This window comes from Pseudomonas sp. Rh2 (assembly GCF_040762985.1).
Classification (GTDB): domain Bacteria; phylum Pseudomonadota; class Gammaproteobacteria; order Pseudomonadales; family Pseudomonadaceae; genus Aquipseudomonas; species Aquipseudomonas taiwanensis.
The window spans coordinates 1,295,001-1,309,047 of sequence record NZ_CP142890.1 but is presented as its reverse complement, the minus strand read 5'-3'; the positions used below and the strand labels follow the sequence as shown (position 1 = coordinate 1,309,047).

Annotated in this window: 6 protein-coding genes and 2 rRNA genes (1 of these 8 running past the window's edge); all 8 read right to left on the bottom strand. The window is 62.0% G+C overall.

Features of this window, described 5'->3' with window-relative positions:
- Positions 1 to 14: 14 nt before the first annotated feature.
- Complete coding sequence (locus VXM67_RS05865) at positions 15 to 506, bottom strand: OmpA family protein (RefSeq protein ID WP_186599200.1); 492 nt, start codon at positions 504 to 506, stop codon at positions 15 to 17.
- A gap of 33 nt (positions 507 to 539) precedes the next feature.
- Positions 540 to 1,781 carry a diguanylate cyclase gene (locus tag VXM67_RS05860; protein ID WP_023378670.1) on the bottom strand — a complete coding sequence of 414 codons (1,242 nt, stop codon included), beginning with the start codon at positions 1,779 to 1,781 and terminating at the stop codon, positions 540 to 542.
- Complete coding sequence (locus VXM67_RS05855) at positions 1,778 to 2,344, bottom strand: YfiR family protein (RefSeq protein ID WP_027907831.1); 567 nt, start codon at positions 2,342 to 2,344, stop codon at positions 1,778 to 1,780. Before VXM67_RS05855 ends, VXM67_RS05860 begins: the two co-directional genes overlap by 4 nt.
- A 67-nt stretch (positions 2,345 to 2,411) precedes the next feature.
- Entirely contained in the window at positions 2,412 to 4,487 is a 2,076-nt protein-coding gene (recD, locus tag VXM67_RS05850) for an exodeoxyribonuclease V subunit alpha (protein WP_023378668.1), read from the bottom strand.
- A complete protein-coding gene (gene recB / locus VXM67_RS05845) occupies positions 4,484 to 8,158 on the bottom strand; it encodes an exodeoxyribonuclease V subunit beta (RefSeq protein WP_104882175.1) in 3,675 nt (1,224 codons plus the stop codon). Before recB ends, recD begins: the two co-directional genes overlap by 4 nt.
- Entirely contained in the window at positions 8,155 to 11,634 is a 3,480-nt protein-coding gene (recC, locus tag VXM67_RS05840) for an exodeoxyribonuclease V subunit gamma (protein WP_367237555.1), read from the bottom strand. Before recC ends, recB begins: the two co-directional genes overlap by 4 nt.
- A gap of 188 nt (positions 11,635 to 11,822) precedes the next feature.
- Positions 11,823 to 11,938: ribosomal RNA gene (rrf, locus tag VXM67_RS05835) — 5S ribosomal RNA — on the bottom strand.
- A 130-nt stretch (positions 11,939 to 12,068) separates the two neighbouring features.
- A 23S ribosomal RNA gene (locus VXM67_RS05830) occupies positions 12,069 to 14,047 on the bottom strand; it runs 912 nt beyond the window's last position.

Genomic DNA, 14,047 nt, shown 5'->3' with positions numbered 1-14,047 from the left:
TGATCGCGCAAGATTCAGTACGACGCCACCACGATCGACACACGGCGATTTTCCATGCGCCCAGCGCTGCTGCGGTTGTCTGCAACCGGCTGACTGCTGCCCAGACCTCGGGTCTGAATGTTCTGTGCCGGCATGCCGATGCCAATCAGAGCCCTGGCCACACTCTGTGCCCGGCGCTCGGAAAGCTGTTGGTTGTAGGCAGCCTTGCCCGAGGCATCGGCATGGCCGTCGACCCGCACACCTTGGATACCCACGCTCAACAACGCCTTGCCGATCCGCTCGACTATCGCCTCGCTCTGGCCGTTGAGGCTGTCCAGGTCGCTGCCGAACAGCACCTTGCCCGACAGGTCATAAGCCCAACCCTCCTCAGTCGGAGCAAACCCTTCACGCTTGAGGACAGCGATCTGTTCGGCACTCAGTCCTTTGGGTGGCGCACTCTGGCAACCACCCAGCGCCAGCAGGGCCAGCAACAACGCAACGAAGGGAAAACGTAAACGCAGTATCACGGTTCAACTCCTGTTTTTTATTTCTACGGCGGACTACTCCGTCTGCGCCGCTTGCCAATGACCCCGACGCCTGCGCTTGGCCTGGTACATCGCCGCATCGGCGGCATTGAGGAGGCTGGCAGGGTCGGTGCCATCTTGCGGGTAGTAAGCGATGCCCACGCTCACCGACGTGCTGATGCTGCTGCCGCTGTCCAGTTGGATGGGCAGCTTCATGCTGGCAACGATCTTCTCGGCAATGCGCTCGGCATCTTCGCGCGACTGCATCGGTGTCAGGATCACGGCGAATTCATCACCGCCAAGGCGCGCCACCAAGTCGTGTTCGCGCAACTGGGCGCGAACGCGCTCGGCAACACAGATCAGCACTTCGTCGCCCACGGCATGGCCGAGGCTGTCGTTGATCTGCTTGAAATGGTCGCTATCGAGGAACAACAGTGCCAGGTGATCGCCCTGACGGGCCGCATTGCGCACCGTGCGGTTCAGACGGCCTTCGAAGAACGCGCGGTTGGGCAAGCCGGTGAGGCTGTCGTGGCTGGCTTGATGGGCCAGGGTCTGGTTCTCGTTCTGCAGGTGGCTGTGCCAGACCTCCAGTTCATCGAGCAAGGCATTGAAGTCGTTACCCAGTTCGTTGAGCTCGGCAATGGGTGCTTCCGGCACGCGACGGTCGAAACTGCGCTCACGGCGCGCGGCATGGGCGACGCTGGCCAGGCCGCGCAGCGGGCGGACAATGTCGCCCAGCATGCGTTGCGACAGGTAAAGGGCAACCACCGCGCTCAACAGAGTGCAGCACAGAATGCCGCCCAATCCGCTGAGCAGGAATAACAACAGGCTGCGGCCCTGGCCAACCAGCTCCATATGCCCCACCTTCTGCTGCTGATGAAAAATCGGCAGGTTGATCGGTTCGTCCAGCAAGGCAGTTGCCACCCGGGCTTCCAGATGGGCAAGCATGCTGTCATCGCGGCGTTGCCAGTGCGCAAGCTGATCGCCATCGTTGTTGAAGACTTTGGCCTCGGCCACCTCTTCGGTGCTGGCGATCAGCGCCAACGCCTCATTGGCCGCGGCACTGTCGTCGAACACCACGGCGGCTTCGACGGTGTAGTTGATCGAGCGGGCAATCAAGTGCAGGTTGTGATTGGCATAAGCTTGCAGGGCAAGCACCCCGAGCAGGGTCAGGGATATACCGGCCAGCCCCACTGCCAGCAACGCCACGCTGAGGTGGCCACGGCTCAGCACCGAGCGCAGGGTCGGGCGTGCATTACGCTGCTTGCCAGGCTTCATGGCTGCACCGCTCGACGCCGCGACAATTGCAGCACGCTAGGGTGAATACGAACGCCTGAGCGCGCCACGGAGTCGAGGTTCACCTCGAAGGCGACCTGCTGGTCAGTGACCCGCAGGCAAAACAGGCTGCCCACCGTGCAGGGGTCGTCAGCCTCGCTGATGCTCAACACCGGGTGGCCGCTGACCGACTGGAAGAGGCGGTCACGCTGGCCGGGGTCAAGCCTGCCGATGTACAGCGCATCGCAGGACTGGGCGAGCTGGGCATCGTCGGCCAACAGGCGGCGCACCTGAAGCGGCTGGCCGGCGTTCTGGACATTGCCTTTGATCAGGTCGTCGGCATATTCGGTAGGCCCGACCAGGCACAAGCGCAACGGCGAAGGTGGCACCGGCCAACGGGCATAGCTGAAGATCCCCAGCACTACCTGAGTGACGGCCTTGGCCCGCTGTTGCGCCTGCTCGGCCGTCGCCGTGGCGTCGGCGCGCACAGGGCCTGCCAATAGCGACAGAGCAGCCAGAAGCAGCGAAAGCGCGCAGCGCGACAACCGTCCCCCAGCCCCTGTCATGTGGGAAATCTCTCACATCCCTTTCAAATTATTTCGCAACGATAGCATAACGCCGCCCCACAGGCGGCTAGACCTGCTCCAGCATCAACCCCGAGATACGCCGGACCTTACGCATCACCGCCTCTTCGAAAATACCCTGGCGCGGCTCGATCAGGCTGAAGCAGTGCTTGGCGCGCGTGATGCCGGTGTACACCAGCTCCTTGGTCAGCACCGGGTTCAGGGCATCGGGCAGTACCAGGGCGGTATGGCTGAACTCCGAGCCCTGGGACTTGTGCACCGTCATGGCGAACACCGTCTCCACTTCGTTAAGGCGGCTGGGCAGGACGAAACGCACACCGCCACTGCCGTCGTTACGTGGGAAGGCCACGCGCAACAGGGGCTGGCCCTGTTCATCCGGCAGGTACAGGGCGATCCCGATGTCGCCATTCATCAGCCCCAGGCCGTAGTCGTTTCGCGTCACCAGGACTGGACGCCCCTCGTACCAGGGCTGCTGGCTATTGATCAGGCCTGCATTGTGCAGCACGCGAGTCACCCGCTCGTTCAGCCCTTCCACCCCCCAGGCGCCCTTGCGCACCGCGCACAGCAGCTGGAAGTCCTCGAAATGCTGCAGCACCTTGCTCGCCCATTGCTGCCAGCGTGGGTCGTCGAAGGCGGTGCCTGGCGCGGGGCGAAAACGCCCGATGGCACGCAGGTAGTGACGGTAACCGTGTGGCCCCTCCTCGCCCCGGTTCAGTCCATCGAGCAACAGGCGGTCGAAGGCACGATCCTGTTCACCGCGCAGGGCAAGGCCAAACACGTCCGCCGGTGGCAAGGTCAACAAGTCGCGCGCAGCTTGCGCCTCCTGGCGGTTGACCAGACGAGCCAGTTGGCCGATACCACTGCCCTCGCCGAAGCGGCGGGAGAAACGCAGCATCACCACCTGCTGGGCGAGTGGGTTGCGCTGTGCATCACCGGCCTTGAGACCGCTGTTGGCCAGCGATTGGCCGCCCACCTGCTCAAGCCAGGCTCGGGTTTCAGGCGAATAGCAGCCCTCCTCCGCGTCCCGGCACAGGTCACCCAGCACGGCACCGGCCTCGACCGAGGCCAGCTGGTCCTTGTCGCCCAGCAGAATCAGGCGGGCCCTTGGCGGCAGGGCATCGAGCAGGTTAGCCATCATCTCCAGGTCGATCATCGAGGCTTCATCGACCACCAGTACATCCAACGGCAACGGATTGGCGCTGTGATGACGGAAATGCCGAGACCCTGGGCGACTGCCCAGCAAGCGGTGCACCGTACTCACGTCGGTGGGAATCTGCCCGCGTACCTCGGCGCTGACCTGCAGCCGCTCGACCTGCTGGCCAATGGACTCGGTCAGGCGAGCAGCGGCTTTGCCGGTCGGCGCGGCCAGGCGGATGCGCAGAGGCCGGCCCTGCTCGACCGCCGGAGCCTGCAGCAGCGCCAGCAGGCGCACCACCGTGGTGGTCTTGCCGGTGCCGGGGCCGCCAGTGATGATGCTGAAGCCTGCCCGCGTGGCCAGGGCACACGCGAGCTTCTGCCAGTCCACCTGGCCTGCCGGTGAGCCACCATCGAACAACTGGGCCAGACGTTCGGGCAGTTCATCGGGCGGTACCTCGCCGCGGCCCAGGCGTTGGCGCAGCGTCTGGTCGATCTGCCGTTCGTAGCTCCAGTACCGGCGCAGGTAAAGGCGCTCGCCACTGAGTACCAATGGACGCGAACGCTGCTCATGACTATCGCCGGCGGCCACCAGTAGGCTGGCGGCGATACGTTGGCGCCAGGTAGAGAGGTCCAGATTCGCCAGCAGTTGCGAGGGTAGCATCAGCGGACCGGCCAAGGCATCGCCTTCGGGCGGCAGTGACAGGGCGAAGTCCGGTTCGGCCAAGGTCTGCTGCAAGTCCAGACAGACATGGCCATGGCCCAGCTGATGACTGGCCAGCGCCGCCGCCAGCAGCAACAAAGGATCACTGCCCGGCGCCCGCTCTTCGAGAAACGACACGAACGCGCGGTCCAGGGCGCGTAGCCAGCCCCGCTCTACCCAACGGTCGAGCAATTGCAACAGGTCGTTGCTGTCACGTTGCGGCGCCAGTGCCTGCAGGTGCTCGGCATCCAGCGGCGTGGGCAAAAGATCGTCAAGGCTTCGGCTCATGGCGCGACTCCGGCAAACAGGTCCTGCTGTTCGGGTTGGTGAACGCCACGGAACAGGGCATCCAGCGCGTCGATCAGCACTCGGGGAGGTTTGGCGAAGTACACGCCGTGGCCGCTGCTGGCTCCCCGCAGGAAAATGAACAGTGCACCGCCGACATCGCGGTCGTAGTCGTAGTCAGGCAGTCGTGCGCGCAACTGGCGATGCAGGGCCAGCAGGTACAGCACGTATTGCAGGTCATAACGGTGCTCCAGGATGGCTTTTTCCATGGCCATGCCGTCATAGGCCTGGATGTCGGGACCGAGCCAATTGGACTTGTAGTCCGCCACGTAATAGCGGCCATCGAGCTCGAAGGCCAGGTCGATGAATCCTTTGAACATGCCATTGAGCAGCGTCGGCTGGGCAGCCGGACGGCCAGCACCGGGGTGCGTGTAGCGTGCCACCAGGCGGTCAAGCTGCTCGGCGTCGACCTGGTGGCTCGCGAACCAGAACTCCATCTCGATCTGGTAGTGCCGCAACTGGGCGAGTGACAGCGTCGCATCGCCACCGTCGATCGACAGCGGCTCGGTCAGCAGCCGCTGCAACCACTGGCTCAAGGCCGGAATCCAGCCGGTCCAGTCTCGCCGATTGCAGCGTTGGCCCACCGTGCGTTCGAGCAACCTGGGGTTGGCGCTGACCTCGGCAAAGCCCTCGCGACCGGCCCATTCGAGTAGGCCATGGAGGAAGGTGCCGGGGTTCGGTCCGCGGGGGAAGCGGTGGATATCCCCCCCTTCGGCTGGCACTTCACGCACCCGTTGGGCATCGACGGCTTCATCATCGAGCAGTTGCTGAGCCAGGGAGCTATCTGCCCCCAGGGTTTGTTCGCCAACCCGCAGCGCACTGTAGGAAGCTATCCACCAATGCTCGGCCGCGGCCCGACGCGGTTTGCGCGCCGGCACCATTTCTTGCTCGCTGCGCGGTGCGCTGTACAGCGTTTCATCGACTTCAGGAGGGCTGGAGCAGACGATATGGCGGCAAGCCGACGCCAATGCCTGTAACCAGTCCGCCAACAGTTCAGAGGTGGGAAGCGCCAGCCCGCCGCCGAGCAAGTAACCCAGCGCCGAACGGTGCAACTGCGAGCTTTTCTGGTTGCCACGCTTGAGATCGGCAATACCCAGCCAGCAGGCATGCTGGGCGCGGGTGAGGGCCACGTAGAGCAGACGCAGGTCCTCGGCGAGGCGTTCGTCGTCGGCCTGAGCTATCTGTTCTGGGGTGGGCGTCAAGGTCAGGTGGGCGTTGCCCGCGCCGTCGTGCCAGGCCAGCGGCAGTCGTGAGCCATCCACCGGTTTGCTGGTGCAGATGAACGGCAGATAGACAAGCGGATACTCCAGGCCCTTGGACTTGTGAATCGTGACTACCTTGACCAACTGCTCATCGCTTTCCAGACGCAGAATTTGCTCCTCGCCGGCCTGGCCCGAGTTGGCCAGGTGCTCGGCCAGGTGACGGATCAGCGCCTGCTCGCCATCCAGTTCGGTGGCGGCCTGTTGCAGCAGCTCGGCCAGGTGCAGCAGGTTGGTCAGTACACGCTCGCCGTCGGTGCGGCCAAGCAAGGTTCGGGGCAGCTCGAAGTCGTGCAACAAGTGGCGCAGCATCGGCAGCACGCCCTGGCGCTGCCAGAGTTCGCGGTAGTGACGAAAACGCATCACCCAGTCTTCCCAGACCCGCTCATCCTGGTTGAGCTGGTCCAGCCTGGCCAGCGGCAGGTCGAGGGTGAGGCTGGCCAGGGCAGCCTTGAGCAGGCGCTCGGAGTCCGGCTCGGCGCAGGCCTTGAGCCAGGCCAGCAGGTCATGGGCTTCCTGGGCGGCGAACACCGAGTCCTTGTCGGACAGGTACACACTGCGCACGCTGCGCGCCGCCAGTTCGCTGCGAATCAACTGCGCTTCGTTGCCGTCGCGCACGAGGATGGCGATATCCGAAGGCAGGCAGGGACGCCAGTCGCCATCCCCCTTACCGAAGCCGATCGTGCCCTGCTGGCCGCCGTTGAGCAGGGTCACGATGTGGCTGGCGCAGCTGGCCGCAAGTTGCTGCCGGTAGAGCGTACTGGAGATCGGTTCGTCACGCTCCAGTCGCCAGCAATGCAGTGCCGCGCATGGCTGGCCATCGACGAGCAATTGCTCGCTTCGACCTTTGGCCTTCACCTCTACGAAGGGCAATGGGTTGTCATGCGCCTCGCGGAACAGGAACGCCCCTCGCCCCTGCGTCCGGCCTTCTGCCTGGAGGAACACTTGGTTGACTGCCGCGACCATGGCCTGGCTGGACCGGTAGTTGGTGTCCAGGCTATGCAGTCGGTCGGCGGTGGCACGTCGGGCAGTCAGGTAGGTATGGATGTCGGCGCCGCGGAAAGCGTAGATCGCCTGCTTGGGGTCGCCGATCATGAATAGACCGGTTTCCCGGCGATTCTCGGTAATCCGGTAGATGCACTCGAAGATGCCGTACTGCACCGGGTCGGTGTCCTGGAACTCGTCGATCAGCGCCACGGGGAACTGCTCGCGTATCAGTCCCGCCAAGCGCTCACCAGCCTCGCTCGTCAATGCCTGCTGCAATCGCGTCAGCATGTCGTCGAAGCCCATCTCCGCACGGCGGCGCTTCTCCACTTCAAAGCGTGCCGATACCCAGCCCGCAGCCTGTTCCAGCAAGCGTGCGTCGGGACTGGCCAGGGCCTGCAATTGCTGCTCAAGCGACTGCATGGCATCCAGTCCGGGATGCGCCGGAGGCGCGCCCGACTTCCAGATCTCGGCCATGCCGTCTGGGGTGAGGCGTGTGAAACCGGTGCCCAGTTCCAGCTCCGCGAGCTGATCGTCGCTGGCCCAGGCACGCAGCTTGTCGAACCATGGGACGAAAAAACGCGCCTGTAGTTTACGTCCGTCGACCTGCTTGGCAGCGACGGCATCCTGGCAGAGCTGCTGTAGTTCGTCGGCCCATTGCGCCCAGGGCGCCTTGAGTTGGCGCAGCTGTTCACCGCGCTGGCGCAGCGCAGCCTCGATCAACGCTTGTGGCTCTGGCCCGTCCAGGTCGATGGCCACTCGCCCGAACAGCGGACGAATACGGGGAAGCAGCGCGTCCGGGCTGCCCCAGTGGTCGCGCACCCAGGCCAGTGCTTCGCCCTGCATGGCGTAGCAGAAGCGTCGCCAGTAGTCGCGCATCACTTGGCCCAGCAGCTCGCTGTGGTCGGTCTCCAGGCTCTGCGTGAACAAGCTTCCACTGTCGAAGGCATGCTCGCGCAACATGCGCTGGCACCAGCCGTGAATGGTCGATACCGCGGCTTCATCCATCCACTGAACGGCGATTTCCAGACGGCTGGCGCAGCGCGGCCAGTCGTGCTCGGGGTAGTCGTCACGCAGCTGCTGCAGCAGCGGATCGGCGGCGGCCAGTTCGCCCCGGAAGAAGCGTGCAGCCTCGGCCAGGCGGGCACGAATGCGCTCGCGCAACTCCTTGGTGGCGGCATCGGTGAAGGTCACCACGAGAATTTGCGGTGGCAGCAGTTCGCGACCAAAGCCTTGTTCGCCGCCGTGGCCGAGGATCAGGCGCAGGTACAGTGCGGAAATGGTGAACGTCTTGCCCGTACCGGCACTGGCCTCGATCAGCTGGCTGCCATGCAGGGGAAAACTCAATGCCAGAGGTCGAACCTGGGTCATGCGCCACTCTCCGGGTTACCCAGGGTTTGCCAGGGTGCGGTAAATAACGGTCGGTACAGGGTCTCGCACCAGCCCTCGAAGGTCTCGTCGGCCATGAGTGCGGCAAAGTCGCGGAACTGGCGCGCCAGGGCGAGGCTTTCGCTGCGTTCGCCAAAGCTGGTTCGGCCATCCCCTTCATAGGCACGCTCAGCGGCGGCCAGGGCCTTCTCCGGGTCTTCCTGGGCGAGCCAGGCGAACGCTGTCTTAGCGGCCACCGGCAGCGGTGAGTTCATCGCCGCCTGGCGTGCCACGAGCAGGTGGCCAAGCAGATTGGCGGCATCCGCCTGTGGCAGGGGCGGCAGCAGCAGGGTCAGGTCACTGGCCACCACGGCACTGTTGAGCGGATAACCGGCAGCGCAGGCTGCCAGGTGCATCACCCAGCTTGCCGTGAGGCGGTGCCACTTGAAGTTGTTGCGCCCGGCACTGATGGTATTGGGTACCGTGGTGACGCTAAGTAGGCTCTGGTCATCGGCCTGGTAGACGCGTCCCAACCAACCCTCGAGGCGATGCTTACCCTGCTCGAAATGAATTGGTAGCGCCCCCTCAACCAAGGTTGGCCAGCGTTGCAACAGTTGTCGGTGACGTTGCAAAAGATCAGGCAAGGGCTCGACCAAGTCGGCCTGCAGCAGTTCACCGAAGCCCGCCAGAGGCAGCGCCCCACAGGCCTGCAGACGACGGGCCTGGGCGTGCAAGGCCTGCTCGGCGTGGTCGGGATCGGCCAGCGCGGCGCCCAGCAAGCTTTCGCTGGCGCTGTAGCGTTGCAGGGTGTCGAGCACGAACGGTTCCTCATCTGGGGTTGGTGCTTCCAACGCCTCGAAAAACACTTTCAACCGTTGGCTGAAGAAATGCCGGACCGGGTGACGCAAGAAGTCCTGCAGTTGCATCAGCGTCAGGGCCTCCTCATTGTCATAGGGCGCCAGTGCGTCGCTGAGTGGCACCTGTTCGACTGCCTGATGCAGCACCTGCCACTCATGGGCATAGCTGAACAATGCACTGCCCTTCTGGAAATAACGCCAGCTGAACGGCTGCAATGGATGCTCCTGGGTCAGGGCATGCAACAGTTGCTGGCCGGGGTCTTGCTGTTCGCCATCCTGGGCACCGAGCAGGCGCCAACCGGCCGCAAGGTGGTCACGCAACTGGCCAATCAACACCGAGGCTGGCCGCTCGCTGTTGTCGCGAATGCTGCGACCGACCCAACTGACATACAGCTGGTCCTGAGCCGAAAGCACGGCTTCGAGCAGTAGGTAGCGGTCGTCTTCACGGCGGGAGCGGTCACCTGGACGGTAATCGCTGGCCATCAGGTCGAAGTCCAGGGGTGGCTGGGCGCGCGGGTAATCGCCATCGTTCATGCCCAGCAGACAGACTACACGGAAAGGAATGGCGCGCATGGGCATCAAGGTGCAGAAGTTCACCGACCCGGCGAGAAAACGCTGAGACAGCTTGCCCTGGTCGAGACCGGACAGCCAGGCCTCGCGCACGACGGTAAGCGGCAGCAAATCCTGCAGCCCCACGGTTTCGCAGACTTCGAGCCAGCTGTCGCGCAGCTCCTGCAATTGCATCAAGAGGAATTCATCGTGTTCTTCCTCTGCCAGGAAGAATACCTGCAACAGCGCGTGCAGACGCTCGCCCCACTGCGCGGCGGTAGCGGGTTGGCGCAAGGCTTCGCAGGCCACGTCCAAGGCCTCCAGCAGCGCCACCAATGGGCCGATCAAGGCAGCGTCGAGGCCGCCGATCTCATCGTAGGGCTCGATGCCGTCGCAGCTCTCACCCACGCCGACGGCATAGCCCAGCAGCATGCGGCGCAAACCAAATCGCCAGCTGTTCTGCTCCAGGCCTTCCGGCAACCCCAGCGAGGCCCTTTGCTCGGCACTCAAACCCCAACGAATACCGGCACCCTCGATCCAGCGATGCAGTGTCGGCAGGTCGCTCTCACGGATGCCGAAACGGGCGCGCACGGTCGGGACATCCAACAGATCGAGTACTTCACTGACGGCGAAGCGGCTGTCGGGGAGCTTGAGCAGGTATTCGAGGGCGATCAGCAGTGGGTCACGACCACGCTGCCCCTGATCGGTGAGGCTGTAGGGGATGTAGCGGGGATCGTTACGCTGCAGTTGACCGAACACAGCGCGAATGTGCGGGGCATAGGTGTCGATTGCCGGGAGCATGACGATGACGTCACGTGGCCTCAGGGTAGGGTCGGCGCTGAACCGGGCAAGCAACTGGTCATGGAGGATCTCGACCTCACGCTGGGGGCTATGGGCCACGTGGAAACGCACCGAACGATCCTTGCCAGGGTCGACTTGTGGCCACCGCTCGCGGGTTTCCGCGAGCGGACGAAGTTCGAGAATGTCGTCCTGCAACTGGTTGAGCAATGTAGTGGGCGCGCCGTCGCTGAACAGGTCGATACGCCCATCGCTGAACACGCCCCGGTAGCTGCCAGGGTCGTCGTAGCTGTCGAGCAGGTTGATGTAGTCGCGGCCCTGCTTGCCCCAAGCGGCAAGCAGGGGATGGGCATGCTGATGCAGCGATTCATCATCCAGTTGCAAGGGCATGCCCTGCTTGCGCTGCTGGCGCTTGTACTGATGACGCAGCAGGTCCTTGTCGGCGACGATATCGGCCCAGTGGTGACGACATGGGTTGTGCACACAAAGCAAGACCTGACTGAAACGGGCCAGGCCGGCCAACGCCTCCAGTGCCTGGGCAGGCAAGGACGAGATACCGAACACGATTACCCGTGAAGGCAGGCCCGCCGGTGCGTCTTGAAGTTGGTTGATACGCTCGATGAAGCGTTGGTGCACTCCGGCACGGCTCTGGGCCATGCCTTGCTCGCCGACATCTTCCAACAGCGCTCGCCACAGCTCGGCTTGCCAACGATTACCGGGGGCCAACGGTTTGCGTTCGCCACGGGCGGTGTTGAGTACATGCTCACCGGCAGCCCAGTCCTTCAGCCAATCGGCGCGGTAGACCTGGTATTGGTCGAACAGGTCGGCAAGGCGTTCCGCCAACTGATAACGCTTACGCAGGTCGCTGTCGTCGGTGAGGAAACGGCGCAGCGGCTCGAAATGGGGACGTTCGATCAAGGCGGGAAGCAAGCGCATCAGGCGCCAGGTCAGCGGGGCCTTGTCGAGCAGGGATACCTCGGGGATTTCTTCGCGCCCCAGTATGGCCCGGTACAACTGCCACATGAAACTGCCAGGTAGTTGCACGTCAATGGCGGCCGCGATGCCACAACCTCCTTGATCGTCGTCCTGCGGGTCCTCAGCCAGGGCCAGCTTGAGCCACTGCGCGATGCCGTTGCTTTGCACGAGGGCGATTTCGTTTTCCAGTGGCGCCAGCGGGTAGCGCCGCATCCAGCTCACCACCAGGCTTCGCAGGTCATCCAGTCGGTTGCCGTGGACGATCATGAAGCCGGGATGAAGTGGGGTGCTGTTAGCCATTGAGCGTTCTCTGGTAACTGGTCGGTTCTGGTGCGGAACCATATCACGGGGCAGACACCGAAATGTGTCGCAGTCGGTTGTGCGACAGCCCTTGAACTGGGGGGCGCGGTGCGCCAGAGCAGTAGTGTTCTGCGCCAGAAAGACAAAACCCCTACCTGCTCGCGCAGATAGGGGTTTTGCGAAATGAATCTTGACGATGACCTACTCTCACATGGGGAAACCCCACACTACCATCGGCGATGCATCGTTTCACTACTGAGTTCGGGATGGGATCAGGTGGTTCCAATGCTCTATGGTCGTCAAGAAATTCTGTTGCCAGAATGTCGTGTAAACACTCTTGGCCAATTCGGATATGTGAATTTGTGGTCTTGCGAACTTTCGGTCGTTTCGTCTTCACCACCGCAATCTGCGTCAGCAAATTGCTTGGGTGTTATATGGTCAAGCCTCACGGGCAATTAGTATTGGTTAGCTCAACGCCTCACAGCGCTTACACACCCAACCTATCAACGTCGTAGTCTTCGACGGCCCTTTAGGGAACTCAAGGTTCCAGTGAGATCTCATCTTGAGGCAAGTTTCCCGCTTAGATGCTTTCAGCGGTTATCTCTTCCGAACATAGCTACCCGGCAATGCCACTGGCGTGACAACCGGAACACCAGAGGTTCGTCCACTCCGGTCCTCTCGTACTAGGAGCAGCCCCTCTCAAATCTCAAACGTCCACGGCAGATAGGGACCGAACTGTCTCACGACGTTCTAAACCCAGCTCGCGTACCACTTTAAATGGCGAACAGCCATACCCTTGGGACCGGCTTCAGCCCCAGGATGTGATGAGCCGACATCGAGGTGCCAAACACCGCCGTCGATATGAACTCTTGGGCGGTATCAGCCTGTTATCCCCGGAGTACCTTTTATCCGTTGAGCGATGGCCCTTCCATACAGAACCACCGGATCACTAAGACCTACTTTCGTACCTGCTCGACGTGTTTGTCTCGCAGTCAAGCGCGCTTTTGCCTTTATACTCTGCGACCGATTTCCGACCGGTCTGAGCGCACCTTCGTACTCCTCCGTTACTCTTTGGGAGGAGACCGCCCCAGTCAAACTACCCACCATACACTGTCCTCGATCCGGATAACGGACCTGAGTTAGAACCTCAAAGTTGCCAGGGTGGTATTTCAAGAATGGCTCCATGAGAACTGGCGTCCCCACTTCAAAGCCTCCCACCTATCCTACACAAGCAAATTCAAAGTCCAGTGCAAAGCTATAGTAAAGGTTCACGGGGTCTTTCCGTCTAGCCGCGGATACACTGCATCTTCACAGCGATTTCAATTTCACTGAGTCTCGGGTGGAGACAGCGCCGCCATCGTTACGCCATTCGTGCAGGTCGGAACTTACCCGACAAGGAATTTCGCTACCTTAGGACCGTTATAGTTACGGCCGCCGTTTACCGGGGCTTCGATCAAGAGCTTCGCTTGCGCTAACCCCATCAATTAACCTTCCGGCACCGGGCAGGCGTCACACCCTATACGTCCACTTTCGTGTTTGCAGAGTGCTGTGTTTTTAATAAACAGTCGCAGCGGCCTGGTATCTTCGACCGACATGGGCTTACGGAGCAAGTCCTTCACCCTCGTCGGCGCACCTTCTCCCGAAGTTACGGTGCCATTTTGCCTAGTTCCTTCACCCGAGTTCTCTCAAGCGCCTTGGTATTCTCTACCCGACCACCTGTGTCGGTTTGGGGTACGGTTCCCAGTTATCTGAAGCTTAGGAGCTTTTCTTGGAAGCATGGCATCAACCACTTCGTCGCCTAAAGGCAACTCGTCATCAGCTCTCGGCCTTGAGATCCCGGATTTGCCTAAGATCTCAGCCTACCACCTTAAACTTGGACAACCAACGCCAAGCTGGCCTAGCCTTCTCCGTCCCTCCATCGCAATAACTGGAAGTACAGGAATATTAACCTGTTTTCCATCGACTACGCTTTTCAGCCTCGCCTTAGGGACCGACTAACCCTGCGTCGATTAACGTTGCGCAGGAAACCTTGGTCTTTCGGCGTGGGAGTTTTTCACTCCCATTGTCGTTACTCATGTCAGCATTCGCACTTCTGATACCTCCAGCAAGCTTCTCAACTCACCTTCACAGGCTTACAGAACGCTCCTCTACCGCGTCATCAAAGATGACACCCGTAGCTTCGGTGCATGGTTTGAGCCCCGTTACATCTTCCGCGCAGGCCGACTCGACTAGTGAGCTATTACGCTTTCTTTAAAGGATGGCTGCTTCTAAGCCAACCTCCTAGCTGTCTAAGCCTTCCCACATCGTTTCCCACTTAACCATGACTTTGGGACCTTAGCTGACGGTCTGGGTTGTTTCCCTTTTCACGACGGACGTTAGCACCCGCCGTGTGTCTCCCATGCTCGGCACTTCC

Bases quoted from the DNA above. Each gene is read 5' to 3' on its own strand.
- VXM67_RS05860 (WP_023378670.1), bottom strand. From the start codon at position 1,781: ATGAAGCCTGGCAAGCAGCGTAATGCACGCCCGACCCTGCGCTCGGTG.
- VXM67_RS05855 (WP_027907831.1), bottom strand. From the start codon at position 2,344: ATGACAGGGGCTGGGGGACGGTTGTCGCGCTGCGCGCTTTCGCTGCTT.
- recD (WP_023378668.1), bottom strand. From the start codon at position 4,487: ATGAGCCGAAGCCTTGACGATCTTTTGCCCACGCCGCTGGATGCCGAG.
- recB (WP_104882175.1), bottom strand. From the start codon at position 8,158: ATGACCCAGGTTCGACCTCTGGCATTGAGTTTTCCCCTGCATGGCAGC.
- recC (WP_367237555.1), bottom strand. From the start codon at position 11,634: ATGGCTAACAGCACCCCACTTCATCCCGGCTTCATGATCGTCCACGGC.